The following is a 24993-nucleotide window of genomic DNA, read 5'->3' on the forward strand; positions in this document are numbered from 1 at the left end:
TCCTGAGGGTGCTCATTTTCGAGTACTCATCGGATGTCCATTGGTGTTATCCCGCTTCCAAATGTGGTTCGGCACCCCGTGTGGGGTGAGTCATCGCCTCACGCGCCCTCTCGAGAGTTCCCTCCCGTTCAAGTGCCGCGACGTCTACCGGCGCCCGGAAGGAGCGCTGGAAACCGCCGCGTGTGAGAGCGAAAGCAATGCATGCGAGGTCCGGATGAACCCAGGCACCGCGCCCGTGGGCACTCGCGCTCGGGTCAACAGCGAGGCTGAGGGATGTTCCCTGTTCCTCCCGGACCACGCGGATCATCGCGTGGCGTTCGCCGGTTTCCCGGCAACCCACGCACGTGCGAGACGGTCGATGTGCCGCGCGAGAGGGCCGACGTGAGCGCGAGCTCTGTGCGGCGTGATTCTCGGTGATGGCGACAACTTCCCTCTCGAATACGAATGATCAGCCCTTCTAGTCTACCCCCGGCTGGCAAAACGTAGACGAATTGCCGGAGATGCCGTGCGCACTATCACGTGGGCCGCCGGGGTTCAGCGACCGCCTCTCAGTCCTCCTGGCCCTCGGTGCGAATGTCGATTCGCCAACCCGTGAGCTTCGCGGCGAGGCGCGCGTTCTGCCCTTCCTTGCCGATCGCGAGCGAAAGCTGATTGTCTGGCACAACCGCGCGCACCTGTCGATTAACTTCGTCGGTCACGACGACAGAGGCGACGCGCGCAGGGCTGAGTGCATTACCCACGTACGTCGCGGGGTTGTCGTCAAAGTCGACGATGTCGATCTTCTCCCCCTCGAGTTCGTTCATGACCGAGCGCACGCGCGCACCCATAGGACCGATGCACGCTCCCTTCGCATTGACCCCAGCGACGTTCGCGCGAACCGCCATTTTCGTGCGGTGCCCCGACTCGCGCGCGAGCGAGACAATCTCCACGGTACCGTCGGCGATCTCGGGAACTTCAAGCTCGAAAAGGCGGCGCACGAAGTTCGGGTGGGTGCGCGAAAGCGTAATCGAGGGTCCCTTCGGGCCACGTCGCGCATCGACAACGTAGGCGCGGATGCGCTTGCCGTGCGGGTAGCTCTCGCCTGGTACCTGCTCGTGCGGAGGAAGGAGGCCTTCGACGTTGCCGAGGTCAACCTGAACCATTCGGGAGTCACGCCCCTGCTGAATGACGCCAGAGACGATGTCATCAGCGCGGCCCGCAAACTCGCCGAGAACAGCCTCGTCTTCGAGCGCGCGAATACGCTGGAAAATCACCTGACGGGCGATCGAAGCAGCAACGCGGCCAAAGCCCTCGGGCGTGTCATCCCACTCTTCAACCTCGCCATCGACATCAACATCGCGAGCGATGACGGTCACCACACCCGTCTTTGAGTCGATCTCAACGCGCGCCTCGCGCGCGGGGTGCGGCGTGTGCTGGTAGGCGGCAAGAAGGGCACTCTCGATCGCCTCGAGGAGAACCTCCATGCTGATCTCGCGTTCGCGTTCGAGCGCGCGAAGCGCTCCCATATCGATATCCATTGCGTGCTCCTTATGATCTGTTCTTCAATTATGTGCGGTGGCTGTCCGGGACTAACGAAACTCGAGATGAACCTCGGCCCGGGCGACGTCGGACACGTGCATCCGGTGCGGTCCCGGCGGCACTTTGCCTGCCGGCGCCGCCTTCGCGGCCTTCTTCGGAACGTGCGGCGGTTTCTGCACGTCAAACACGAGCTGTTCGCCCTCAACGTCCTCGAGGCGGCCAAGAAAGGTACGCCCCGAGGTGTCTTCAACGTCGAGAAGACGGGTGCGGGCGCGCTTAAAGTGGCGAATTTCGGTCAGGGGCCGAAACACGCCCGGGGTCGTGACCTCGAGCGTCGAAGGTCCTTCCCCAATAAGTGACGTATCAGCGTCGAGGAGGTCAGAAAGCTCGCGCGACACGTCGGTCAGGGTATCGAGATCGGCGCTCCCGATTTCATCTTCGGGAAGATCGACGACGACATCGAGAAGGGTTGCGGCCCCTCGTGTTTTGACGGTGAGATGCTCGACAACGAGTCCGTGCCCCTCGACGATGGGCGCGAAGGCCTTCGAGAGTGTCTCAACCTGACCGGCCTTAGCGGAGGTGGCGTTCGTCTCCATGGGGCTCCTTTCGCGCGCTCGTCCGTACCCAATAGAGTGGGACACCGAGATCATAATGTGCTGAACATGGTGGCACATCCGGGAACGAGGAGCCGCATGAGGCACGTAACAAAAGGCCTGGCCAGGCGCGGGTTTCTCGCGGGAATCCTCGCGGCGCCGCTACTGGCGAGCTGCACGGGTCCCACGCGCATCGCGATCGGCCAGCGCGAAACCTACACACCCCCGCCCCCGGGGATAGACGAGATCTACCGCACGGAACTCCTCACGTCTGTGACGGACCTCGCGGGCATTCTCGAGACCGCTCGCCCGCACGAAGATTTCCCGTCGTTCCTGACGTCTGCGATCGCGACCCACCAGCGAGCACTCCGCACGGGCGCCGAACAGGAGAAAATTGCCTCGGCTGAGGCGAATCGCACCGAAAAGGGGGGATCCGCCCACGAGAGCGCAGCTGCCGGCACGCAGGCCCCCGTCGAGCGCGCCATGCTCGACGCGGCACGCGGCCTCGCGGCCCTGCGCGACCTCTACGCCCACGCGACCATTCAGGTCTCGGGAGACTTCGCGGATCTGTGCGCCGCGGGGAGCGCGTGGACCGAGTGGGCCGCTCTGAGGCTTACCCGCGTCGCGAAAGCTGCCGCCGTCGCGGGCGTCAGTGCTCCCAAGCCCTTTACGGATATGGAACCCAGTCGCGAGGTCCCCGCGATTGATCCACCCGAAGCCGCTGAGACTCACCTCATTGAGACCCCCCTCGAGCGAGCGCAGACCGACGAAAACTTCGCGGCCTACGCCCTCGAGGTCGCAGCCACTCGCGTCAAAGCTGATCAGCGTGAGGCGTACCTCAAGGCGGCTAACGTCCACGCCTCACGCGCTGAGACGTTCGGCGAGGTCGCCGAGCACCTTGGACTGCCCCTGGTTGCTCGCGAGGCGGGGTACGCCCTGCCTCGCCCGCTCGATGCGGAAGGGGCCGCGAACCTACGCCTCAAAGCCACCTCTCGCACGCTCACCAATGCGGTCGAACTCGCGGGGCTGGCACCCTTGAGCGAACGCGCGCCGTTCCTCACGGCAGCCCTCGAGAGCGCGAAGGCACTCGAGGCGCTGCGCGAAACCCTCCCCCCGTTCCCGGGGATCGACGAGGGCGAGAGCTAAACCACCGGCGCCCTAGGCGCGCAGCTCGGCGAGGATCTCCGCGAGGGCCGCCTCGACGGGAACTTCGCGGCTCGCCCCACTGCGGCGATCGCGCACCTCGACAACGCCCTTCTCGAGCCCGCGACCCACGACGACGGTCGTGGGCAGGCCGAGCAGTTCGGCGTCCTTAAACTTCACGCCGGGTGAGACCTTCGGGCGATCGTCGTACAGTACGTCAAAGCCCTCGGCCTCGAGCGCGGCGGCGATCTCCTCGGCCTTCTCGAAGACCTCCTGGTTCTTTCCGGTCGCGAGAACGTGAACGTCGAGCGGCGCAACCGCGCGCGGCCAGGCGAGGCCCTTCTCGTCGTGATTGGTCTCGGCAATCGCGGCGACGGCGCGAGTCACGCCGATGCCATAGGAGCCCATCGTCACGACCTGCTGCTTGCCGTTCTCGTCAAGAACCTTGAGGCCAAGAGCCTCGGCGTACTTGCGACCGAGTTGGAAGATGTGCCCCATCTCCATGCCGCGCGTCAGGGTGAGCGGACCCGAACCGTCCGGGGAAGGATCGCCGTCACGAACCTCGGCGACCTCGGCGAAACCATCGGCCACGAAGTCGCGGCCGGCGACCACCCCAAGCGCATGCGCGCCCTCGCGGTTCGCGCCCGTGACCCAGCTCGTGCCATCCACGGCGCGCGGGTCGAGCAGGAGTCGATAGCCGTTGGCCTCAAGGCCCCATCCCTGCGGCCCGATGTAGCCCTTCTTCACGTTCGGGTACTTAGCGAAGTCCTCGTCAGTGAAGGGACGCACCTCGTTCGGGGCAAGGGCCGTCTCGAGGCGCTTCTCATCCGCCTGGCGATCTCCCGGAATCATGACGAGAAGCGGGGACTCTTCGCCTTCGGGAGTCTTTTCGACATACACGAGTGCCTTGAGGGTATCGGCCGCCTCCCACGCGCGAGAGTCCTCGCGCGGGGCGTTCTCGTTGAGGAATGAGACGAGAGCGTCGATCGTCGTGACGCCTGGTGTCTCGATCTCGCGTGCGACGGGGAGGGCTGCGATGGCGTCTGCATCGAGGGGCTCTCCGGCGACCGTCGTCACGGCCTCAACATTCGCGGCGTAGCCCGCGGGGCTGAGCGCAAACGTATCTTCGCCCACCGGTGTCGGGTGGAGGAATTCTTCGGAGCGGGAGCCGCCCATCGCTCCCGCATCCGCCTGAGCAATGACGATCTCAAGGCCGAGGCGAGCGAAGACCCGCTGGTAGGCCCCGCGCATAATCATGTAGGAACGCTCGAGTCCTTCGTCGTCGATGTCGAAGCTGTAGGCGTCCTTCATGATGAACTCGCGAACGCGCAGCAGGCCCGCACGCGGGCGCGCTTCGTCGCGGTACTTGGTTTGCACCTGATAGAGCGAAATGGGCAGGTCCTTGTACGACGTGAAGAGGTCTTTCACCGCGAGGGTAAACATTTCCTCGTGAGTGGGGCCGAGGAGCATATCGGCACCCTTGCGATCCGTGAGCCTGAAGAGGTTGTCGCCGTACTCGCTCCAGCGGTTCGTTTCCTCGTAGGGCTCGCGCGGCAAAAGCGCGGGAAAGAGAATCTCATGGCTGCCGGCGGCATCCATTTCTTCACGCACGATCGTCTCGACCTTGCGCAGGACCTTGAGCCCAAGGGGAAGCCACGTGTAGATTCCCGGGGCCGTGCGGCGAATATAGCCGGCACGGACGAGAAGCTTGTGACTCGCGAACTCGGCTTCGGCCGGGTCCTCTCGAAGCGTGCGAATGAAGCTCGATGACATGCGAAGCATGGGGCGTTGTCCTCCTGGCAACAGGGGTTTCGAGGTGAATTCCTCAGGCCCTCACAGTCTAGTGGGCGCACCGCACGCACCCCACAAAATCCCAGGGCTGAGCGCGTATCGTGGAGTGTCACTCGTCACCACGGGAAGGATGACATGTCTGAGCCGCTCACGCTCTCGGGTATCGCGCCGTCGCCCTCGATGGCATATTTGCGCGCCCTCATCGGCGAAGGCGAGTCGATTCGCGAAGAGATCGAAGGCGACCCGGATCGCCTTATGCAGGTCGTACGCGAGAAGCTCGAGGGGTTCATGATGCCGTACGAATTCGGCCTCAAGGAGATCCTGACGAAGATCGAAATCCTTTCGGGCGAATGGGATGTGACGACCCCGCACAACCCCATCGAGCACGTAAAGACGCGCGTGAAATCGATGGATTCGCTGCTCGGCAAGCTCGTGCGCACGCAGTGCCCACCCGATCTCGACGAGATCCGCAACCGCATCCGCGACATCGGCGGCGTGCGCGTCACATGTAGCTACGTCCAGGACTGCTACCTCGTTGCTCACGCGCTCGCCTCGCAGCCCGACATCACTCTTCTCGAAGAGAAGGACTACATCGCGAACGTCAAGCCGAGCGGTTACCGCTCTCTTCACCTCATTCTCGAGGTTCCCGTGTTTCTCTCGACCCGCACGATCGATGTACCGATCGAGGTACAGATCCGCACGATTGCCATGGACTTTTGGGCGAGCGCCGAACACGAGCTCAAGTACAAGTATCAAGGCGAACTGCCTGCCGAGATGCGCGAAAAACTCATCGAGATCGCCGCGACTGCCGCGAGCCTCGATGAGCAGATGGGGATCGTGCGCGATCAGATCGAGGGGCCGCCTCTTCCGGGACGCGCAAGCGCCTAGAACAGCACGGTGGCGAGTGCGCCAATCGGCCTGAAGCCCGCACGCTCGTAGGCGCGTCTCGCGCGAACGTTGAAAGAGTTCACGTAGAGGGTGACGCGGGGTGCGTGGTCGCGACGAATGAGCTCTGCTGTGCCCCGCATGAAGGGCGCTGCGAGCCCTTGGCCGCGGTACGCGGGATCAATCCACACGCCGTGTACTTGGGCAACCCCGCCAAAGAGCGCACCGAGATCGGCCTTAAACACAATCCGCTCACCATCGCGCGCGATATACGTCCGACGCTCGCGCAGCAGATACTCGACCCGGTTGCGGTAGCCGCGCCCGCCATCCCCGCGGCAGGGATCCGTGCCCACCTCCTCGCGAAACATCGCGACGGCAGCGGGAAACACCCGGTCCAGGTCGCGGGTGTCAGCCGCCACCACGCCCGTGGAGGGGAGGTCCGACGGTTGCCCGGCGCAATACTCCAGAAGAGGCTGACTCTCGCGCACTTCGCGCTCAGGCGGAAGGCCCTCGCGCATAACCTCCCACATGTGCATCGCGATGCTGCGTTCCGCCACGATCGACGAGTAACGCGTCGAGAGCGCGAGAGCGTGCCGCGATAAGCGCTCGACAGCGTCGAAAGAATCGGGAGCGAGAACGCTAGCGCTCACGCCATGCCACAGAATTCCCCGGATCTCGCTGCCGCGCGTGAGCACCGCAAACTCGGAGCCGCTGCGACCAACCGCCGCAAGTTCCTCGAACCGAGCGGAGGCGAGCGTGCTCACGTGCGCTTCGCTCTGCATCGCTTCACGAGCAGGACCGAGCCACTGCCCTTGCAGGGGGCTGATGTCTGCGGGGCGCCTGCGCCACAGATTCGACAGGACACTCACCTGAAAAGGGTCACCGGCTTCACGATATCGGCGTAGATCAACAGGATGCTCATGAGAATGAAGGCGATCGCGATGACATTCGTGACGGGCAGCATGCGCGAGGCATCGACGGGTCCGGGATCCGCCTTCCCTCGCAACTTGGCGAGGCGCCGCCGCGCCGCCTCGTACAGCGCCGCTGCGACGTGGCCGCCATCCAGCGGCATGAGCGGCACAAGGTTGAAGACGAAAAGCGCCATGTTGAGCGAGCCGAGCATCGACAGGAACGTCCACGTTTTCTCCTTGAGGGAGAATCCGGGCGAGTCCTGCGACACGATCTCGCCGGCGAGCCTGCTCACGCCCACGACCCCCATCGGGCCATTCGGATCGCGTTCTTCGCTGCTCAACACTGCCTTGCCGATTTCCCACACGCGCACGGGAAGGGTCACGACGACTTTGCCGGTCCCCACGAATTGGTCCCATACGGCACCGGGAACCTCCGTCAGAGGCCGCGGGGTGAGCTCCTGTGTGCCGGTCACACCGAGAAAACCAGCTTCAACGGTCGCGTAGGAACCGTCGGCATTCTTAATCGGCTCACCCGAGTCATCGCTTGCGACGACCGTGTTCGCGACTGGAGTTGCCGTCACGGTCATTGCTTGACCGTCGCGTACGAGCCCGATGTCGACTTCGTCGTCAGGGTGCTTCCTAATCACCGTGCTCATCTCGTGAAAGTTCGCGACTCGAGTCCCGTCGACCGAGGTGATCACGTCCCCGGGTTTGATCCCCGCGGCGAAGGCAGGTGCTTCGGGCATGCCCTCGCACGACACATCTGCGGGTGCATTCGCGGGCACGACACATTGCGAGACGGCAGCGACCTTCGCCGTCACGTTCGGCAGGCCGAAGCCGCTCAGGACGATCGCGGTGAGGACGATCGCGATCAGGAGATTCATCGTGGGGCCGCCGAGCATAACGACGAGCTTCTTCGGCACGCTCAAGGCGACGAAGGTGCGGTGACGATCCTCAGCCGAGTACTGGCTCGAGTCCCACTGCTTGGCCTCCTCGCTCATCTGCTGAAAGAACCCCGTCGAATCCTCGCGGATAACGTTGGGGTCCTCGCCCTTGTGAGGCGGGAACATACCGATCATGCGGATGTAGCCGCCTAGCGGAATCGCTTTGATCCCGTATTCGGTCTCCCCTTTCACGCGCGAGAACAGCGTGGGTCCAAAACCGATCATGTACTGGGTCACGCGCACGCCGAAGCGCTTCGCGGGAACGAGATGACCGATCTCGTGAAGGGCGATCGAGAGCCCGAGCCCGGCAACCATCAAGAGGACGCCGAGCGCGTAGAAAAGGGGCATCACGGAACGGAAGCCATCACGTCGGCAACGTGATCGAGGTACACATCCACGACGGCCTCCTGATAGCCCTCGGCGCCTTTACGGGCGCGGAACGCTGCTCGACGCACGTCATCGACGCTCATCGCGAAGCCGTCCGTGAAATAAGCGTGGAGCTGATCGCACAGGGCATCGACGTCTTCGCAATCGTAAGCCCGTTCGCCCTGGCCAGCGGGGCGGAAACGCTCGCCCGCAGGTCGGGAGAGGCGCTCCTGGAGAACCTCCGCGCGCTCCGTGAGCGCCGCGATCCACGCCTCTTCACCATCGCGCTCGATTGCTTCATCACGGTACTGGAGCGCAAACGCATCCGAGAGGCGATCAAGGGCCTCATCGACGGCGAGCATGTCGTAGCCGCCACGCTCGGTTGAAAACTTCGCGGTGATCACATCGGCTGGTTGGAAGGAGCCGTCGCGGCCCTCGTACGCAGCACGCGCGCGCAACAGGAAGTCATCGACCTCCTCGACGTTGTAGCCAAAGGTGAAACGTCCGGCACGCTTAAAAGCCGTACTCATCTACTTGCTCCCTCCCTCGACGGGGATGCTCACGCGACATAACCGGGGCGCTCAATAGATCGCCCTTGCACCACTGTAATGCTTGGATACGCGAAAGGCCGGCAAGCGTCGGCCCCGAAATCACGCGCCGGTACCGCGCGCGATTTCCTCAACCCTCGCCACGCGAGCCTCACGGTCCTCGCGGCGCGCATCAGTTTCCACGACGGTCGCGGCAAGCTGTCCGCACGCACCGTCAATATCGCTACCGCGCGTATCCCGAATCGTCGCGGAAATTCCGTGTTCACGCAGTGTTTCCACGAACGTGCGCTCCACCCACGGATCCGAGGCCGTCCACTTCGACCCCTTGACCGGGTTGAGCGGGATTGGATTGACGTGCACCCAGTGGGCGCCCCCGCGCGCGATGAGACGCTTGGCGAGGAGCTCCGCACGCTCGGCCTGGTCATTGATATCGCGAATGAGTGCGTACTCGATCGACACGCGCCGACCGGTCGCCTCGAAGTACTCCCACGCCGCATCAAGAATGTCGTCGACGTCGAAGCGTTGATTAATGGGAACGAGCTCGTTGCGAAGCTCGTCGTCGGGCGCGTGGAGCGACACGGCGAGCGTCACGGGAATCTCTTCCTTGATGAGCTTTCGCACGGCAGGAGCGAGCCCCACAGTCGACACGGTAATGTGCCGCGCTCCCATCCCAAACCCCTCGGGCGCGGGGGCGTTGAGCCTCTGGCACGTCGTTGCGACGGCACGGTAGTTCGCGAGCGGCTCCCCCATGCCCATAAAGACGATGTTCGTGACGCGGCCTTCACCACCGGGGATCTCGCCACGCGAAAGCAGAAGGTTCGCGATGCGCACTTGCTCGAGGATCTCCGCTGCGGAAAGGTTCCTCGTGAGGCCCATCTGGCCGGTCGCACAAAACGGGCAGTTCATACCGCAACCGGCCTCGGAGGAAATGCACAGCGTTACGCGATTCGAATAGCGCATGAGGACCGACTCGACGAGCGAGCCGTCGAACAGGCGCCACAGGAACTTTTGGGTCATGCCCTGATCTGCGCTCTGCTGCGAGACCTTTGTGAGGAGCGTTGGGAAGAACCGCTCCACGAGGGCTAAACGATCCCCCTTCGGGAGGTCGGTCATGTCGTCAGGGTCGGTCGTGAAATGCTCAAAATAGTGCTTCGACAGCTGCTTTGCGCGAAAGGCGGGAAGCCCCATGTCCCTCACGGCTTCGGCGCGCTCGTCGAGAGTGAGATCCGCGAGGTGTGCCGGCGGCTTGCCTCGGCGCGTCGGCCGCAACTGAAGCTGACCGGGGGCGAGCCTTACGGGCTCCCCCTTGACGACCTCGCGCGAAAGATCCTTCGCAACATCGAGCTTGGGCGTGGGATTCTCAACCACTGATGGCCTCCACAATCGCGAGAAGAATGTACACGGTCGGGGCGGTGAGAAGCATCGAATCGAGGCGGTCCATCATGCCGCCGTGCCCCGGAAGCAGCTGCCCCATGTCTTTAATGCGCAGGTCGCGCTTGAGCAGAGACTCACTCAAGTCCCCGATGGTGGACACGACCACCATGACCGCGCCGAATGCAAGACCCCACCCGAAGCCAATATCGGGAAGCCACACGTGACCGATGAGGCCCGCAGCGGCGATGCCACCCACGAGAGAGCCCGCAAAGCCCTCCCACGACTTCTTCGGACTGATGCTCGGAGCCATGGGATGTTTGCCAAACAGGACCCCTACGGCGTAGCCGCACGTGTCGTTCATGATGGGAACCACGAGGGCAAACATGACCTTGTTCGCGCCGTTCGGCTGCGCCATGAGAAGGATCGTGAAGCTCGCCATAAACGGCACCCACAAAAGCGCGAAGATGCCCGCTACAGTGTCCCGCAGCGCCATGAGGCCCGTCGCCTCCGTCGTGCGCCACATGATGAGCACGATCGCTCCCACGATCGTGGACACGAGAAGTCCCGAGGCGCCGTACTGCCACGCCGACACCGCCACGCCAACGCTCGCGACAAGCAGCGGGATCGAGGGAACTCGCAGGCGCGCACCCTCGAGGGCGTTCGCGACCTCGAGGGTCGCGATGACGACCGCGATGGCAACCACGGGCGTGAACAGAGCCGGGAGCACATAAATGCACCCGTACAAAAGCGCCACGAGAGCAAGCCCGACGGCGATCGCGGCGGGAAGGTTCCGCCCGGCTCGGGGCGTGCGCGCATGTGTCGCAGCGGGCAGCTCGGAAACCTCGGCGACGAGCCGCTCTTCACTCACGAGAGCCTCGGAGGCCGCAAGCGGAACCTCGGGCGAAGTGCTTTCCGATACGGCAACGGCCGTGCCCGGCTCATTGCCAGGCACGGCGCGTCGACGACCGTGGCGTGTATTCACGAACGATGAGGGAAAGGCCGCTCAGACGGTGAGCAGCTCTTCTTCTTTCGCTTCGAGTGCGACATCCACCTGCTCGGTGTACTTCTTCGTGAGAGCCTCGAGCTCCTTCTCAGCGCGGGTGCCCTCGTCCTCGCCGATCTCCTTGTCCTTCACGAGCTTCTCGATGGCCTTCTTCGCATGCGCACGCGAGCCGCGGATCGCGATACGGCCATCCTCGGCCTTGGTCTTGGCAAGCTTCGTGTAGTCCTTGCGGCGCTCTTCGGTCAGCGCGGGCAGAACAATGCGCAGGTTGTCGCCATTGTTCGTGGGGTTCACGCCAAGATCCGATTCGCGAAGCGCCTCTTCGATCTGGGCCATCGCGCCCTTGTCGTAAGGCGTCACAATCACGGTACGGGCCTCGGGGAACTGGAACGCCGCGAGCTGGTTGAGCGGCGTCGGGGTGCCGTAGTAGTCAGCGGTGAGGCCATGGAACATCGCAGCGCTTGCGCGTCCCGTGCGGATCGCGGTGAACTCCTCCTTCGTCACCTCGACCGACTTTGCCATCTTCTCCCCGGCTTCTTTAAGGATGCTTCCGGTGTCCTCGCTCATGCCTCTCGGTTCCTTCCGATTAGTTAAACATCTCGCCTGGTAAGGCTATCTTAGTCGCCCGTAACGACGGTGCCGATGCGGTCGCCGCACATCGCCTTCGTGATGTTGCCGGGCGCATCAAGACCGAAGACCATCATCTGCTGTTTGTTGTCCATACACAGGCTAAACGCGGTCGAATCAACGACGCGCAGCCCCTTGCTCAGCGCCTCCCTATACGTGAGGTGCTCGAGCTTGGTCGCGTTCGGGTCCGTCTTCGGGTCAGCCGTGTACACGCCGTCCACGCCGTTCTTCGCCATGAGCACTTCGTGGCAGCCGATCTCGAGCGCTCGCTGCACGGCAACAGTATCGGTCGAGAAGTACGGCATGCCCGCGCCCGCGCCGAAGATCACGACACGGCCCTTTTCAAGGTGGCGCACGGCGCGAAGTGGGAGGTAGGGCTCGGCGACCTGCCCCATCGTAATAGCGGTCTGCACGCGCGTGGACGTGCCGGCCTGCTCGAGGAAGTCCTGAAGTGCAAGGCAGTTCATGACGGTGCCGAGCATCCCCATGTAGTCGGCGCGACGGCGATCCATGCCTCGCTGGCTCAGTTCAGCACCGCGGAAGAAGTTGCCGCCACCCACGACGATCGCGCATTCAACGCCCGCGGCAACCCCCGCGGAAATCTCCCGAGCGATGCGCGAGACCACATCGGGATCGACGCCCACGCGGCCTCCACCGAAGGCTTCACCTGAGAGTTTGAGGAGCACGCGGCGCGAGCCCTCTTTCGGTTCAATGACGGGAATCGACGACGTGATGGGATCGGGGTCGGTGCTCATCAACATTCCTTCCGAGTGCAGGTTCTCGGGGCCACAGTCTACCGGCCCGGCAACGCCCGCCCCTGTGGGGAAGGTCCTCGTGTGAGAAGCCCGAAAAGAAGCGAGGGCCCGCACCCACGGGTGCGAGCCCTCGCGTTCACGCTTTGGCAAACGTCGGAAATCAGTTACCCACGCGGAAGCGCACGAAACCGGTCACCGTGCCGCCAGCGGCCTCAACGACCTTGCCGACGCTCTGCTTCGGGTCCTTGGCGAAAGGCTGATCGAGAAGAACGTTCTCCTTGAAGAAGCCGTTCATGCGGCCTTCAACGATCTTGGGGAGAGCCTTCTCAGGCTTGCCCTCGTTCTTCGCGGTCTCCTCGGCGATACGGCGCTCGTTCTCAACCACATCCGCGGGAACGTCCTCGCGGGTGAGGTAGAGAGGCGAGTAGGCCGCGATGTGCATCGCCACGTCACGCGCAACCTCGGCGCCGGCCTTGTCGGTCGCGACGAGCACGCCGACCTGCGGCGGGAGGTCCTTGTTGGTGCGGTGCATGTAGTTCGTGACGACCTCGCCCTGGACGCGGCCGATGCGGCGAACGAGGATCTTCTCGCCCATGGTCGCACCGGCGTTCGTGAGGGCCTCGCCGAAGGAGGTCTCAGCGAGTTCCTCGGGGGTCGTAGCGCCCGACTCGACGGCGGCCGCAACGGCCTCGTCACCGAGAGCGATGAACTTGGCGTTCTTCGCAACGAAGTCGGTCTCCGAGTTGATCTCCACGAGCGTGCCGAGCTGGCCGCCCTCGACGTCGCGGACATCGGCGGCGATGAGGCCCTCCGATGCGGCGCGACCCTCGCGCTTCGCGATGCCCTTGAGGCCCTTGACGCGGATGATTTCGACGGCCTTCTCGTGGTCGCCGTTCGCCTCGTCGAGAGCCTTCTTGACGTCGAGCATGCCCGCGCCGGTCTTCTCGCGAATGTCCTTGATGTCTGCTGCCGTGTAGTTAGCCATTATCTGTCTCCTCTAAATGGTTGTGGGAGCGAACAGGTGATAGTCGAAAAATCAGGCTTCTTCGGAGGTTGCTTCGGCAGCCTTGTCCTCAGCAGCGGGAGCCTCGGTGGCCTCCTCGGCCTTGCCGGCCTCTTCCTGCTGAACCTCGGACTGCTTGAGCAGCTCCTGTTCCCACTCGGCGAGCGGCTCGGCGTCAACGGCCGACACGTTCTTCTCGCCCTGGGTCTGCTTGGCGTGGCGCTCCTGGAGGCCGGCGGCAGCGGCATCTGCGATGACGCGGGTCAGGAGGGTCACGGCGCGGATCGCGTCGTCGTTGCCCGGGATCGGGTACTGCACTTCGTCCGGATCGGCGTTGGTGTCGAGGATTGCCACGACCGGAATGCCGAGCTTGGTGGCTTCGTCAACGGCGAGGTGTTCCTTCTTGGTGTCCACGATCCACACGGCCGAGGGAGCCTTGCTCATGTCGCGGATGCCGCCGAGGGTTTTTTCGAGCTTTTCCTTCTCACGGCGCATCATGAGAAGTTCCTTCTTGGTCCACTGCGAACCGGCGACGTCCTCGAAGTCGATCTGCTCGAGTTCCTTGAGGCGGTCGACGCGACCGGAGACAGTCTGAAGGTTGGTCAGCATGCCGCCGAGCCAGCGCTGGTTCACGTAGGGCATGCCCACGCGCGTGGCCTGCTCCTGGATCGACTCCTGAGCCTGCTTCTTCGTGCCGACGAAGAGAATCGTGCCGCCGTGGGCAACGGTCTCCTTGACGAAGTCGAAGGCCTGATCGATGTAGGTGAGCGACTGCTGAAGGTCAATGATGTAGATGCCGTTGCGCTCGGTGAGGATGAAACGCTTCATCTTCGGGTTCCAACGGCGGGTCTGGTGTCCAAAGTGGACGCCGCTCTCGAGGAGCTGGCGGAGTGTCACAACTGCCATGGTCGTAACTACCTTTCTGGGCCCTGGGCTCGCCCGCCTCACTCACACCCGCGGGGCGTGGGCTCGGTGGGGTTCTTGCGCAAAGCCTGTTCTCGTTTTTTACGGGCCGACGGTTGCCGGCTCGCCCTAGCGCCCTGCGTATGAGCCGCCACTTCGCTCATGGGAGCGGCGTGGAACGATGGCACACGCGCGTGGGTGGGCGCGCGAAGTCACCCGCGCATGCGAGTGCTACGGCAACTCTAATACAGCGAACCTGATTTGCGCACGAAACTGAGGGGACGTGTGAGCGAGCCCGCGCCTCGTGCCGCACCCCTCTTCCTCTTCCACAAAACGCGGGGGTCCCTTCCCCGTTGCGCGCGGTCGCGGTGAGCTTAAGCCATGCATCTCTCCACCCGGCTCGGAACCCGCATTATCGTCATCTTCGCGCTTCTCATAGGCACAGGATTTTTCACCCTCACCCCCGCCCACGGCGAAGGCGATGAGAATCTCTCGCACGAGCGTCTCATCGCGATCATGGACCACGCACGCCGCGCGGTGCGCACTCTCGTCACACCCACCTCACCGAAACCTCCGCCGGCTCAAGACCCGAGCGGTCGCGAGGGCATATGGGCCTGGCCCTTAGGCCCGGAACACGACGTTGTTCGCTTTTTCGAAGCACCCGCGCACAGGTATGGGCCGGGCCACCGCGGCATCGATATCGCGGGAAGCACTCTCGAGGTGAGCGCGGTGGACAGTGGCACCGTGACCTTCGCCGGGAAGGTTGCGGGCAAGCCCGTGGTGGCGATCCTTCACGGCAACGGACTCACCTCGACCTACGAGCCGGTCATCGCCTCCATCGCAAAGGGGGACTCGGTGCACAAAGGACAGGCCATCGGCGTGATTGAGCAACCGTCGGAACACGCGCACTGTGATGCCGGCTGCGTGCACCTTGGGGCCAAGCGCGGCAAGGACTACCTCGATCCACTGCCGCTTCTCGAAGGCCGGGGACCGAGCGTGCTTCTCCCCCGCCAATGAGCGCGCCCCCTCTTCCCCCTCAAGTCGGATTGACGTAGCTCAACGGCGCTTATGCTCTCGTCAGGCCCGGGGGTGAGCCTGCTTCACGGCTTCCTTGAGACGTTCAGCAGAAACGTGCGTGTAGATCTGCGTCGTTTGGAGCGAAGAGTGCCCAAGCAGGTCCTGGACACTGCGCAGGTCAGCACCGCCTTCCATGAGATGCGTCGCAGCACTGTGCCGCCACGTGTGCGGGGAAATGTGACCTTCGAGTCCGCCCTCGCGCGCGGCACGGTCGACCACCGTGCGCACCGCACGATCGTTGACGCGGCCCCCGCGAGCGCCAAGAAAGAGCGCTTCATGTTCCTCTCGCACGAGGTTCGGTCTCGCGAGGCGCACCCACCGGTCTATCGCTTCGAGGGCAGGCACCCCGAGCGGCACAACTCGTTCTTTGTTTCCCTTGCCGATCACGCGCAGCGTGCGGTTCACACGATCCACGCTCGCGAGATCGAGCGCACACAGTTCGGATACCCGCAGGCCAGAGGAATACAGCACCTCCAAAATGGCCGCGTCACGCACGCGAAGTGGGTCGGTTTGATGGTCTCCGTTCGGTCCGACGCTTTCCTCGCGCGAAGCGCGTTCTGCCTCGTCGAGGATCCCGCGCGCCTGATCCGCACTGACCACGTGGGGTAGGGCGCGAGCCCGCTTCGGAGCGCGTAGGCGTCTGCCAGGATCGAGTTCCACAAGTCCCGCCTCGAGCATCCATGCCGTAAATGTGCGAGCGGCTGCTGCAGCGCGTGCGAGGGTCGTGGGGCTGTGGCCGGCGTCAGCTCTTGCGGCAAGCCACGCACGAAGGTCCTGGATCGAGAGGTCGCGCGCGCCGTTCCACTCCCCCGAGCGCTCTTGGAAGGTGAACTCGAGAAGCGAAATCGCATCGGAAAGGTAGGCGCGGATGGTGTGCTCGCTGCGCGCACGCTCATAGCGGAGGTGCCGCTCGTAGCGTTCAAGAAGTTCCTCGTCCCCCTCGGCAACGACAAGCGTGCGAGTACTGCGGGGTGAGCGCTTGTCCGTTCGCGAGGTCATGCCTCCAGTGTGGCATGCGGCGCCATAGCGCACGGGACTTGCCTCGAGGGGTCATGCACAGACCACGAGATCGCGCCACACCCGGGCTCCCGCTATGCTCGCCTTGAGTTCTCAAGGGGCTTTGAAAGGAGTCCGCATGAAAGTGGCGATCGTGGGTGCCGGGATTAGCGGGCTCGCTCTCGCCGCAGCTCTGCATCGCGAAGGCCTCGATGTCACGGTATATGAAAAATCTCCTATGGTGCGCATCGGCGGGTCAGGGATTACGCTCGCACCCAATGCCCTCGCTGCGCTCGATTCCCTCGGAATTGGTGAGCCTTTTCGTGAACGTCAGCGCCAGCAGGGACCGCTTCAAGGCGGACAGCGCAGCCCTCGGGGCACGTGGCTCATGCGTTTTCCTACTGAGGTCACCGCTCAGTCTCTTGTGATCGCTCGCGACGAACTCCACATGCTCCTTGCCTCTGCGTTACCTCGCGACCTCATTCGCGCGAGAACACGCGTCGAGCGGGTCGTTCCCCTGACCGGCACCCTCACGCTCCACGATCGTGAGGGCCGCGTGCAAAGTGAAACTTTCGACCTCGTCGTGGGAGCCGACGGTCTCACAAGCGCCGTACGTCGAGCATGGCCCGAGGACCCGGGCACGCGGTATGCGGGATATGCCGCGTGGAGGGGCCTCACCGAAGCTCCCTTTGAACTTGACGCTGTAGGCGCGGAAACGTGGGGAACGAGAGCACGCTTCGGTGTGGCGCCTCTCTACGACGGGCGCGTCTATTGGTTCGGCGTCCACACGACGCATGAACCGCGACGCGGGCACAACAACCTCGAGGAGTTGCATCGCCTTTTCGATCGCTGGCACTCCCCCATTCCCGAGGTCATCCACGCGAGCGGCGAAAACACGATTCAGTACCTCCCGATCGTCGAACTCGCCGGGGAGCTTTGTTCGTTCGCGCGTGGGCGCACTGTACTCATTGGCGATGCCGCGCACGCGATGACACCGAACCTTGGGCAGGGAGCGTGCCAGGGTCTCGAAGATGCCGCGACATTGGCCGTGCTCTTGCGGAGCGTCGTGAGCACGCCGCGTGCGGCACAGTCTCTCGAAACAGTACTCGTGAAGTACGACAGACTTCGCCGCGCTCGCGCAAGCGCCATTGCGCGCTCCTCTCGCCGGATCGGCCGCATCGCTCATATGGGCGGACCCGCACTAGCCTCCCTCCGCAATGAGCTCTTGCGCATCATGCCGGATCGGCTGCTCGCCGGTCAGGTCATGGCAACGACCAGATGGACCCCACCTACAACACACGCGTAGATCTCTTGCCGGCTCTTTCGCCTCAAGGCGAGCCTGCCGACGCTTCCCTTTGGTTTCGGCGCGCCCTCCCTCGTGAGACGTGTGCGAGCCCGAGAAGCTCGATGCGCGCGAGACTCGAGCGCACCTGTTCACGATCGAGAGCACACTGTGTGGCAAGCTCCCGCACCCCGATTGCAGAAAAACGCGGGATCCCGTCAAAGACGAGGCGGTCGAGAGGGCCGAGGAGCTCAACATCAAGAGGGAGGGCTCCCGTGCTCTCGGCAGGGCTTTCGAGGCCGACGGTTTCCACGCCTCCCGCCACTCCCGCAATCATCATCTCGATGTCCTCGACCCTCGATATAAGCTGCGCTCCTCGCTCGGCAATGAGCCGGTGGCAGCCGCTGCTTTCCGGCGAGGTTACGGGCCCCGGAACGGCACCGACGGGAAGCGAGAGGGCATCGGCGTGCGCAGCGGTGGAAAGCGCGCCAGAGCGCCACGCGGCCTCGACGACAATCGTCGCGTCGCTTGCCGCGGCAATGAGTCGATTGCGCGAGAGAAAACGCCACCTGGTTGGCCGTGCCCCGATGGGCGCCTCGGAATAGAGCCCTCCTTCGCCGCGCACGCGCGCGAGAAGCCCCGCATTTGCGCGGGGGTAGTAGTCATCCAACCCACCCGCAAGGAACGCGGCGGTCCCACCGCCGCCCTCGCGCACGCTTCGAGCGGCGAGTGCCCCCGAATGAGCGGCGGCATCGATCCCCAGTGCACCGCCGGAAACCACTCGCACACCACGCTCCGCGAGCGCCGCTGCGAAATCTCGGGCAACGCTCGTGCCGTAGCGGGTCGCGCCGCGCGCGCCCACGAGCGCAACAGCCTTCCCCTCGCTCGGGGTGCGTCGACTACCTGCGTGCCACAGGGCAAAGGGCGCATTGATCCCTAGCGCTGAGAATCCCGCTGGCCATCCCGGCTCCCCCGGGCGCACGAGTTCGATGCCGCTCGACATCGATCGTTCAAGAACATCGCGTGCCCCTTCGACCCGTTCGGTCCATGCCGCCTTGGCACGCTCGGCGGCATGACGCGCGTTTCGAATTCGCATTGACTCGTGCGCAGCCGTGACATGGAGCAACTCGGCTTCCGGATTGCACGCCGCTTCCTCGAGGGCCACCACAATCTCGCGGATGGAACCGTCGAGCGCCAGGGCAAGTGCATCGACGGGCCCGCGCGAAAGCCACAGGTACCGTGCGGCGGCATCCGTCGCTTCAGCGAGGGCGCTCCACACCGCTCGCGCCTCGAGGTCAGCACGCGAAGCACATGGCTCGAGAGGAACGGAGTCGGCATCCCAAAAACGCGCCACCTCGCTCCCGCTTCTCGGCTCGATCACGACGCATCCTCCCCTCGAAGCTCGAGAGCCGTCGCGACGTGGGCGCTCGTCGGCCGAGCCTTCCCCTCAAGGTCGGCGAGGGTCCACGCGACACGCCGCACGCGGTCGCGGCCCCGCATCGTGAGGCGACCGCGCTCCACTGCACGCACCAAGATCGCGTCGTCGGTGCGCTCCAATGGCATCTCTTGATCGAGAAACCAGCCGCTCACCTGGGCATTGACGAGATAACCGCTGCCGTCGAGGCGTCGATGCTGAGTCTCGCGCGCCGCACACACGCGCTCTCGAATGTGCGCGCTCGATTCTTCTCTCGTCGACCCGCTGAGGGAACGCACGGGCGCAAGCGTGATCCGAAGGTCGATGCGGTCGACGATCGGCCCCGATAGACGCGCCATGTAGCGGCGGCGCTGAAGCGACGTGCACCGGCACCGGTCGCCTCGCGCATCGGCATGGCCGCACGGACACGGATTGGCGGCGAGGATCAGTTGAAACGCCGCGGGGTAGGTCGCCACGCCGCGAGTGCGGTGGAGAGACACCTCCCCCGTCTCGAGCACCTCCCGAAGCGACTCAAGAACCTTGGGCGCGAACTCAGGCGCTTCGTCAAAGAAAAGCACTCCCCCGTGAGCGCGAGAGACAGCGCCGGGACTCGCAAGGTTACTGCCGCCGCCGATGATCGACGCGACGCTCGAGGTGTGGTGCGGAGCGATAAAGGGTGCCTCGCTCACAAGTCCCTTCGACGCATCGAACTCCCCGGCAATCGAAGCGATCGCGCTGAGCTCGAGAGCACGCTCCGGCTCGAGCGGAGGAAGGATGCTTGGAAGGCGCGAGGCAATCATGCTTTTGCCCGCGCCGGGCGGCCCGAGAAGGAGCATGTGATGACCTCCCGCGGCGGCGATCTCCGCCGCCTCGCGCCCGAGTTTTTGCCCCTTGACGTCAAGAAAATCAGGCTGTTCGCGCACGGTGGTCGGCGGTTCGCCTGGGCCCTCTTCCTCCTCGAGGTCAAAAAGCCCACGTCGAGTCCACACGGCCTTTCCCCCGAATGCGTTAAGGACCTCGCCGAGATGGCACGCAGAGTGCACGTCGATGCCGGGCACGAGGCGCGCTTCGTCAGCGTTAGCCTCGGCGACGACGACCCGACGCACCCCGCTTTTAGCGGCTGCCCGCACTGCGGGGAGAATCCCGGGCACGGGCCTGAGACTCCCCTCGAGCGCAAGTTCAGCGATGAAGAGCGTGTTCTCAAGGTGCCCCGGCGGGAGGACCCCCTTCGCAGCGAGGGTCGCGACGGCGATCGGGAGATCGAACCCGGAGCCACTCTTTTTCATCCACGCGGGCGAGAGGTTTACGGTAACTTTCTTCTCCCCAACGGCATGGCCCGCGTTGGCGCACGCACTCTTGACGCGCTCGCGGGCCTGGAGGGTCGAGGAGTCCGGGAGCCCCACGATCACGAAAGCGGGAAGCCCCCTGCTGATTTCGCATTCAACCTCAACAATTCGCCCCTCGAGCCCCCACAGGCTCATGCCGAGCACGCGCGCGACGCTCATGAGCCCACTGCCTTGAGGTGTGTGACGTCGACGTGCCCGCCGGGCATGACGAAGACACCGAAAGCATCGAGACGCACACCAGAGTGCTGCGGGCTTCGCTCGAGAAAATATGCGCCGATCATCGTGCGAAGCTTGCGTACCTTGCGGGAATCGACCGCTTCTACCGCCGAGCCCATCACGAGGCTGCGCCGCGTTTTGACCTCGATGAACACGAGCGTGTCGCCGTCGAGCGCGACGATGTCGATTTCGCCGTGGCGCGTGCGGAAATTCCGCTCGAGGATCTCGTAGCCCGCGCGCGTGAGGATGTCTGCGGCGATGTCCTCGCCGAGGTTGCCAAGTTTTTTGGTGGAGAGGGTGTCGGCACCGCGAGTGTCGACTTCTGTCGTGATCGTCATGCCTCACACGATGCCGAAACTACGCATCGGTGTCAGTCGAGCAACGACCAATTGTGGATGGGTGCGCCCTGTGAGGCGCGAACCACCGACTACGGCATGGCTAGAGATCGAACTCGGGCTTCTCAAGCTCTTCAACGTTGACGTCCTTGAACGTCAACACGCGAACGGAACGCACGAATCGCGACGTTCGGTGCACGTCCCACACCCACGCATCGGCAAGGTTCAACTCGTAGAACACTTCGCCACCCGCATGCTGAACATGCACGTCAACCTGGTTCGCGAGGTAGAGCCTACGCTCCGTTTCGATGCGGTACGCATACGTTCCCACGACGTCGCGGTATTCGCGATAGAGCTGAAGCTCCATGTCGGCCTCGTAGGCATCGAGATCATGCACGTTCAAAGCGCCCTCCCTCACGTCGTGGCTCTCATGGTTGTTCGCAGCGGCGTGCCACCCGCGATTGTCAAGATTACAGTGGCAGATCGAATCCCGGCTGTTCAGCCGGCACGAGCTTCCAACTCGCGCGATGCTCGGCGTGGATCCCGAGCTTTGCGATCGCCTCGCGGTGCGCCTTGGACCCGTAGCCTTTGTTGCCGGCCCACCCGTACCCGGGGGCTTCGGTGTCGAGCGCACCCATGTGGCGATCTCGCGCAACCTTCGCGAGAATGCTCGCCGCGGCCACCGATACGCACGTCTGATCGGCCTTGACGACCACCTCGAGCGGGCACTCGAGCGGCGTTTCGCACCCGCGCGACACATAATCGTGGTTCCCATCCAGAATCACGCCCGCGAGCGGCACGTCGAGTGCCTCGCGGGTCGCCTCGAGAGCACGCGTCGCCGCGAGGGTGAGCGCATGAGAAATACCGTGTTCGTCAATCTCCCTGGCCCGTGCAGTTCCGACGGCTGCCGGGCACACCTCGGTTCCGCATCGCGCAACGAGCCCGAGCGGAAGAGGAATCGAACTCGCCCCGCCCGCGAGGGTCGCGAAAAACGCCTCGCGTTTGGTGGGGCTGAGCAGCTTGGAGTCTTTGAGGCCCGACGGTAGCTCGGCAAGCGTCGGAACCGGATCCTCACCCCGCTCGCACCTCACCGCGAACGCGCCCACCGCGACCGGGCCGGCGAGAGCCCCGCGACCCACTTCGTCGAGCCCAATGACCGCGCACGACGAGGCCTCAGGGTGTGCGGCAAGAAATGCACTCGCAAGAAAAAGCTCGCGCTCGGCAGTCGCGGGGGGACGTGGCATTCGCGTCACGCGGGCCTTACGCGGCGAGCGCGAGGGGCGACAGATCCCTCGACCGCGTGGGGCCGATGCTTGCCGCGCTCTCGGCGTTGTTCAGTTTCTCGAACACCTTCTCGCCGTCCTTGAGGGTGCTCCAGTGCTCGAACGGGAGGAAGAGCAAGACGGCTTTGCCCGCTACCTTCGATTCGTCGACGAACGGGTCCTCGCCACGCGCGTAATGCTCGGAGGAGTCGGCGCTATTGAAGCGGTTGTCCCCCATGACCCACAGTTTGCCCTCGGGGACCGTGACGTCGAACGACACCTGGCACGCACCGTTACCGGGAACGATGTAGGTTTCGTCGAGCTCCACACCGTTAACGCTCATCGGGCCGCCGCGTTCCTTGCACACGATGTGGTCACCGCCCACACCGATGAGGCGCTTCACGAGGTGATTTTCTGTCGGGTCCGGGGCGAGCCCCACGTAGCTGAGGGCTTTGGAGGCCTGCTGTCCGGCTGTGAGCGGGCGATCGTGGTTGCCTCCCACCCAGTTACCCGGGTCTTGAAACACGATGACATCGCCACGGTGCAGGTCGAGAACTCCCGGATGAAGCTTCGAGACGAGGATCTTGTCGTCTTCCATGAGGGTCGGGTGCATCGACGCCGACGGGATGAAGAACGACTGCACGAGGAAAGTCTTGATCAGCACAGCAACGATGAGTGCGATGACAATGGTGACCGTCCAATCAAGAACCGAGCTGAGCACTCCGCTCTTTTTCGCGTGGGCCCTGGCGCCGGCACGGCGCGACGAATCCCCACTCGGATCGGCGGGATCCGGTGCGGTCGACGATTCGCGCGGTTCGGGGACCGCGGGGGCAGGGGGCTCGAGCTCAGACATCGGATCCAGTCTAGTGGGAGATCTCGCGCCCATCGGAAAGCGGCCACACGACACGCGTTACGCGCCCTTGCGTACGTGAAACGGGAACCATGCCTCCACCGGGATCACCGAGGTGATTGCGCGAATCGGATGAGTGATCGCGGCTGTCGCCGAGAAGGAACATGTGCCCCTCGGGCACCGCGACATCAAAATCGACCGCGCTCGCACGCGTGAGGGAATCGGGAAGATAGGGCTCCTCGAGCGGGCGACCGTTCACCTCGAGCTGGCCTTCGTCGGTGCAGCAGCGCACGCGATCGCCGCCGACGCCGATCACACGCTTCACCCAATACTGTGACGCTCCGCCGAAATACCCCTTACCGTCGAACACCACGACGTCACCACGACGCGCCGTACCTCGGCTCGTGCGATCCACGACGATGTACTCCCCCGCGTTGAGCGTCGGCGCCATTGACCCACTCGGCACGTGGTAGGTCGTCACAACGAAATGTCGCACACCAAGCACGGCGAGAAGTACGACGCATAAAACCGCGGCGATCACCCACACGAGGAGCGATCGCCGCGGCTGCGATTGAGAGCGCAAGGCGCGAATCAGGAGTGTTCGCGCTTCTCGCGGATGCGGGCCTTCTTGCCGGTGAGGCCACGAAGGTAGTAGAGCTTCGCACGGCGAACGTCACCGCGAGAAACGACCTCGATCTTCTCGACCGTCGGAGCGTGAACCGGGAAGACACGCTCGACGCCGACGCCGAACGAGACCTTGCGGACGCGGAAGGTTTCCTTGATGCCGCCGCCCTTGCGAGCGATGACGTAGCCCTGGAACACCTGGATACGCGAGCGGTTACCTTCAACAACCTTCACGTGCACCTTGACGTTGTCGCCAGCGCGGAAATCGGGAACGTCGCTCTTGAGGTGCGCCGCATCGAGTTCATCGAACTTCTGCATAAGTTTTCTCCTGCCTCCCGCCCCGGGTCGGACGGCGAATGTTTTACCCCCTGGCGGCGGGTCAGACCCACCGAGGGCGTCTATGAATCATTCACATGTGCCGGGCCTCTGGCCGCCATTCCCGTGGCGACGGATCTGCCCTGTTGCCTCGTGCCGCAACCCCCCGAGGCAGGTCACGGCGCAACACGCACGGTCATCCATTTTGCCACTGCTCCAAGAGGCACGCAATAGGATGTCCCGTGAAGGAGAGTGCGAGGTTGCTCGCACGAAAGGAGCACCGTGAACGCGCACGACAACCAAGAAACCACCGACGCTACCCGGTCGCACCGGGCCATCACGAGCAGCGGCCTCACTCACGCGGAAGCAACCACCTTCGTTAAGCACTCCACGAAGGAGCACGTCTCGAACCTCGTCTCGTTCCTCCTCGTGCTCCTCGCACCCGCCGCGCTGTTTTGGGCGCTCGCGCTCCTTCCCTGGACTGGCGACGACCCCGCCCGCTCAATGATCGTGGGGCTCGCCATCGCGCTCGCACTCGTGATTGCGGGGCTCGTTATTCACTTCGTGCCGGGGAGGCGCCACGGCGTCCTCCAAGCGGTCGAGGAAGGGCACGTGGCAACAACGCCTGAGTCAGCGGCGGTTGCACGCGACCATCACTCGAAAGTCAAGCCCGTCAACGCCGTTCTTGTGGGCTTCGGCGTGCTCGCAATCCTTGCCGCACTCGCGTGCGCTGGCCATGCCCTTATGGCGGGGAGCTTGCCTCAGCGCGTTTTCCTCGACATTGGATGCGCGTTTGGCTTCATCGCCATTGCCTTCGCGGCCTTCTATTGGCCCTTCACAACAAGGCGCCTCGTGCGTCATCTCGGAGCCCAGGACCACCCGAAGGACCAGGAACGAGGCGAAGACTAAGAG

General features: G+C 64.1%; 27 protein-coding genes. 5 read left to right on the forward strand and 22 right to left on the reverse strand.

Annotation, left to right across the window (positions count from 1 at the left end; translation table 11 throughout):
- Positions 1-46: 46 nt before the first annotated feature.
- From HMPREF3176_RS10065 to rimP, 3 genes are all read right to left on the reverse strand, one after another.
- Positions 47-340 (reverse strand): YlxR family protein, encoded by a 294-nt coding sequence (locus HMPREF3176_RS10065; RefSeq protein ID WP_255348412.1) that lies wholly within the window; start codon positions 338-340, stop codon positions 47-49.
- A gap of 208 nt (positions 341-548) precedes the next feature.
- Complete coding sequence (gene nusA / locus HMPREF3176_RS06155) at positions 549-1517, reverse strand: transcription termination factor NusA (RefSeq protein ID WP_016663036.1); 969 nt, start codon at positions 1515-1517, stop codon at positions 549-551.
- A 51-nt stretch (positions 1518-1568) separates the two neighbouring features.
- On the reverse strand, positions 1569-2114 hold the full coding sequence (rimP, locus tag HMPREF3176_RS06160; RefSeq protein ID WP_070458946.1) for a ribosome maturation factor RimP: 546 nt from the start codon (positions 2112-2114) through the stop codon (positions 1569-1571).
- 96 nt (positions 2115-2210) lie between these two features.
- On the opposite strand from rimP, the gene HMPREF3176_RS06165 reads away from it, so the two are divergent.
- Positions 2211-3257 carry a DUF4439 domain-containing protein gene (locus HMPREF3176_RS06165; protein WP_070458948.1) on the forward strand — a complete coding sequence of 349 codons (1047 nt, stop codon included), beginning with the start codon at positions 2211-2213 and terminating at the stop codon, positions 3255-3257.
- A gap of 12 nt (positions 3258-3269) precedes the next feature.
- Here the strand turns inward: HMPREF3176_RS06165 and HMPREF3176_RS06170 are convergent, their stop codons facing one another.
- Positions 3270-5036, reverse strand: a complete 1767-nt coding sequence (locus HMPREF3176_RS06170) for a proline--tRNA ligase (protein ID WP_070458950.1) — start codon at positions 5034-5036, stop codon at positions 3270-3272.
- A 144-nt stretch (positions 5037-5180) separates the two neighbouring features.
- Here HMPREF3176_RS06170 and HMPREF3176_RS06175 point away from each other — a divergent pair, with 144 nt between their 5' ends.
- Positions 5181-5933 carry a GTP pyrophosphokinase gene (locus HMPREF3176_RS06175; RefSeq protein WP_070458951.1) on the forward strand — a complete coding sequence of 251 codons (753 nt, stop codon included), beginning with the start codon at positions 5181-5183 and terminating at the stop codon, positions 5931-5933.
- Here HMPREF3176_RS06175 and HMPREF3176_RS06180 read toward each other — a convergent pair.
- From HMPREF3176_RS06180 to rpsB, 9 genes are all read right to left on the reverse strand, one after another.
- A complete protein-coding gene (locus tag HMPREF3176_RS06180; RefSeq protein ID WP_016663041.1) occupies positions 5930-6799 on the reverse strand; it encodes a GNAT family N-acetyltransferase in 870 nt (289 codons plus the stop codon). The two genes, HMPREF3176_RS06175 and HMPREF3176_RS06180, sit on opposite strands and share 4 nt — an antisense overlap.
- Positions 6796-8133 carry a M50 family metallopeptidase gene (locus HMPREF3176_RS06185; RefSeq protein WP_070458953.1) on the reverse strand — a complete coding sequence of 446 codons (1338 nt, stop codon included), beginning with the start codon at positions 8131-8133 and terminating at the stop codon, positions 6796-6798. The genes HMPREF3176_RS06180 and HMPREF3176_RS06185 overlap by 4 nt, the downstream gene beginning before the upstream one ends.
- The gene (locus HMPREF3176_RS06190) at positions 8133-8681 is read right to left on the reverse strand and encodes a DivIVA domain-containing protein (protein ID WP_070458955.1); all 549 of its coding nucleotides are present in this window, start codon (positions 8679-8681) and stop codon (positions 8133-8135) included. The genes HMPREF3176_RS06185 and HMPREF3176_RS06190 overlap by 1 nt, the downstream gene beginning before the upstream one ends.
- Positions 8682-8801: 120 nt before the next feature.
- Positions 8802-10067, reverse strand: coding sequence for a dual-specificity RNA methyltransferase RlmN (gene rlmN / locus HMPREF3176_RS06195; RefSeq protein ID WP_070458957.1), 1266 nt, complete (start codon positions 10065-10067; stop codon positions 8802-8804).
- Complete coding sequence (locus HMPREF3176_RS06200; RefSeq protein WP_246826685.1) at positions 10060-11055, reverse strand: phosphatidate cytidylyltransferase; 996 nt, start codon at positions 11053-11055, stop codon at positions 10060-10062. The genes rlmN and HMPREF3176_RS06200 overlap by 8 nt, the downstream gene beginning before the upstream one ends.
- A gap of 21 nt (positions 11056-11076) precedes the next feature.
- Positions 11077-11643: a ribosome recycling factor gene (gene frr / locus HMPREF3176_RS06205; RefSeq protein ID WP_016663046.1), complete on the reverse strand. Its 567-nt coding sequence runs from the start codon at positions 11641-11643 to the stop codon at positions 11077-11079.
- A gap of 50 nt (positions 11644-11693) precedes the next feature.
- On the reverse strand, positions 11694-12458 hold the full coding sequence (gene pyrH / locus HMPREF3176_RS06210) for a UMP kinase (protein ID WP_016663047.1): 765 nt from the start codon (positions 12456-12458) through the stop codon (positions 11694-11696).
- A 160-nt stretch (positions 12459-12618) separates the two neighbouring features.
- Entirely contained in the window at positions 12619-13443 is an 825-nt protein-coding gene (gene tsf / locus HMPREF3176_RS06215) for a translation elongation factor Ts (RefSeq protein WP_016663048.1), read from the reverse strand.
- 51 nt (positions 13444-13494) lie between these two features.
- On the reverse strand, positions 13495-14367 hold the full coding sequence (rpsB, locus tag HMPREF3176_RS06220) for a 30S ribosomal protein S2 (RefSeq protein WP_034370254.1): 873 nt from the start codon (positions 14365-14367) through the stop codon (positions 13495-13497).
- A 378-nt stretch (positions 14368-14745) separates the two neighbouring features.
- On the opposite strand from rpsB, the gene HMPREF3176_RS06225 reads away from it, so the two are divergent.
- Positions 14746-15381, forward strand: coding sequence for a M23 family metallopeptidase (locus HMPREF3176_RS06225; RefSeq protein ID WP_070458960.1), 636 nt, complete (start codon positions 14746-14748; stop codon positions 15379-15381).
- Between the two features lie 60 nt (positions 15382-15441).
- Here HMPREF3176_RS06225 and HMPREF3176_RS06230 read toward each other — a convergent pair whose 3' ends face one another.
- Positions 15442-16440 carry a tyrosine recombinase XerC gene (locus HMPREF3176_RS06230; protein ID WP_034370257.1) on the reverse strand — a complete coding sequence of 333 codons (999 nt, stop codon included), beginning with the start codon at positions 16438-16440 and terminating at the stop codon, positions 15442-15444.
- Between the two features lie 136 nt (positions 16441-16576).
- Here HMPREF3176_RS06230 and HMPREF3176_RS06235 point away from each other — a divergent pair, with 136 nt between their 5' ends.
- Positions 16577-17743 (forward strand): FAD-dependent monooxygenase, encoded by a 1167-nt coding sequence (locus HMPREF3176_RS06235; protein WP_070458962.1) that lies wholly within the window; start codon positions 16577-16579, stop codon positions 17741-17743.
- Between the two features lie 22 nt (positions 17744-17765).
- Here the strand turns inward: HMPREF3176_RS06235 and HMPREF3176_RS06240 are convergent, their stop codons facing one another.
- The 8 genes from HMPREF3176_RS06240 to rplS all read right to left on the reverse strand — a co-directional run bounded on the left by HMPREF3176_RS06240 (position 17766) and on the right by rplS (position 24084).
- Positions 17766-19100: a DNA-processing protein DprA gene (locus HMPREF3176_RS06240; RefSeq protein ID WP_083286286.1), complete on the reverse strand. Its 1335-nt coding sequence runs from the start codon at positions 19098-19100 to the stop codon at positions 17766-17768.
- A complete protein-coding gene (locus HMPREF3176_RS06245) occupies positions 19097-20638 on the reverse strand; it encodes a YifB family Mg chelatase-like AAA ATPase (RefSeq protein ID WP_070458964.1) in 1542 nt (513 codons plus the stop codon). The genes HMPREF3176_RS06240 and HMPREF3176_RS06245 overlap by 4 nt, the downstream gene beginning before the upstream one ends.
- Positions 20635-21033, reverse strand: coding sequence for a YraN family protein (locus tag HMPREF3176_RS06250; RefSeq protein ID WP_052126686.1), 399 nt, complete (start codon positions 21031-21033; stop codon positions 20635-20637). Before HMPREF3176_RS06250 ends, HMPREF3176_RS06245 begins: the two co-directional genes overlap by 4 nt.
- A 100-nt stretch (positions 21034-21133) precedes the next feature.
- Positions 21134-21433, reverse strand: coding sequence for a DUF2469 domain-containing protein (locus HMPREF3176_RS06255; RefSeq protein ID WP_016663057.1), 300 nt, complete (start codon positions 21431-21433; stop codon positions 21134-21136).
- Positions 21434-21500: 67 nt separating this feature from the next.
- Complete coding sequence (locus HMPREF3176_RS06260) at positions 21501-22274, reverse strand: ribonuclease HII (RefSeq protein ID WP_083286287.1); 774 nt, start codon at positions 22272-22274, stop codon at positions 21501-21503.
- Positions 22275-22290: 16 nt separating this feature from the next.
- Positions 22291-23145 carry a signal peptidase I gene (gene lepB, locus HMPREF3176_RS06265; RefSeq protein ID WP_070458967.1) on the reverse strand — a complete coding sequence of 285 codons (855 nt, stop codon included), beginning with the start codon at positions 23143-23145 and terminating at the stop codon, positions 22291-22293.
- 10 nt (positions 23146-23155) lie between these two features.
- Positions 23156-23725, reverse strand: coding sequence for a signal peptidase I (lepB, locus tag HMPREF3176_RS06270; RefSeq protein ID WP_246826686.1), 570 nt, complete (start codon positions 23723-23725; stop codon positions 23156-23158).
- A gap of 8 nt (positions 23726-23733) precedes the next feature.
- A complete protein-coding gene (gene rplS / locus HMPREF3176_RS06275; RefSeq protein WP_016663061.1) occupies positions 23734-24084 on the reverse strand; it encodes a 50S ribosomal protein L19 in 351 nt (116 codons plus the stop codon).
- A gap of 279 nt (positions 24085-24363) precedes the next feature.
- Here rplS and HMPREF3176_RS06280 point away from each other — a divergent pair, with 279 nt between their 5' ends.
- Positions 24364-24990 carry a hypothetical protein gene (locus tag HMPREF3176_RS06280; protein WP_070458971.1) on the forward strand — a complete coding sequence of 209 codons (627 nt, stop codon included), beginning with the start codon at positions 24364-24366 and terminating at the stop codon, positions 24988-24990.
- Positions 24991-24993 lie beyond the last annotated feature (3 nt).

It is taken from the genome of Dermabacter sp. HMSC08H10 (genome assembly GCF_001807585.1).
In the GTDB taxonomy this organism is placed as follows: Bacteria; Actinomycetota; Actinomycetes; order Actinomycetales; family Dermabacteraceae; genus Dermabacter; species Dermabacter hominis.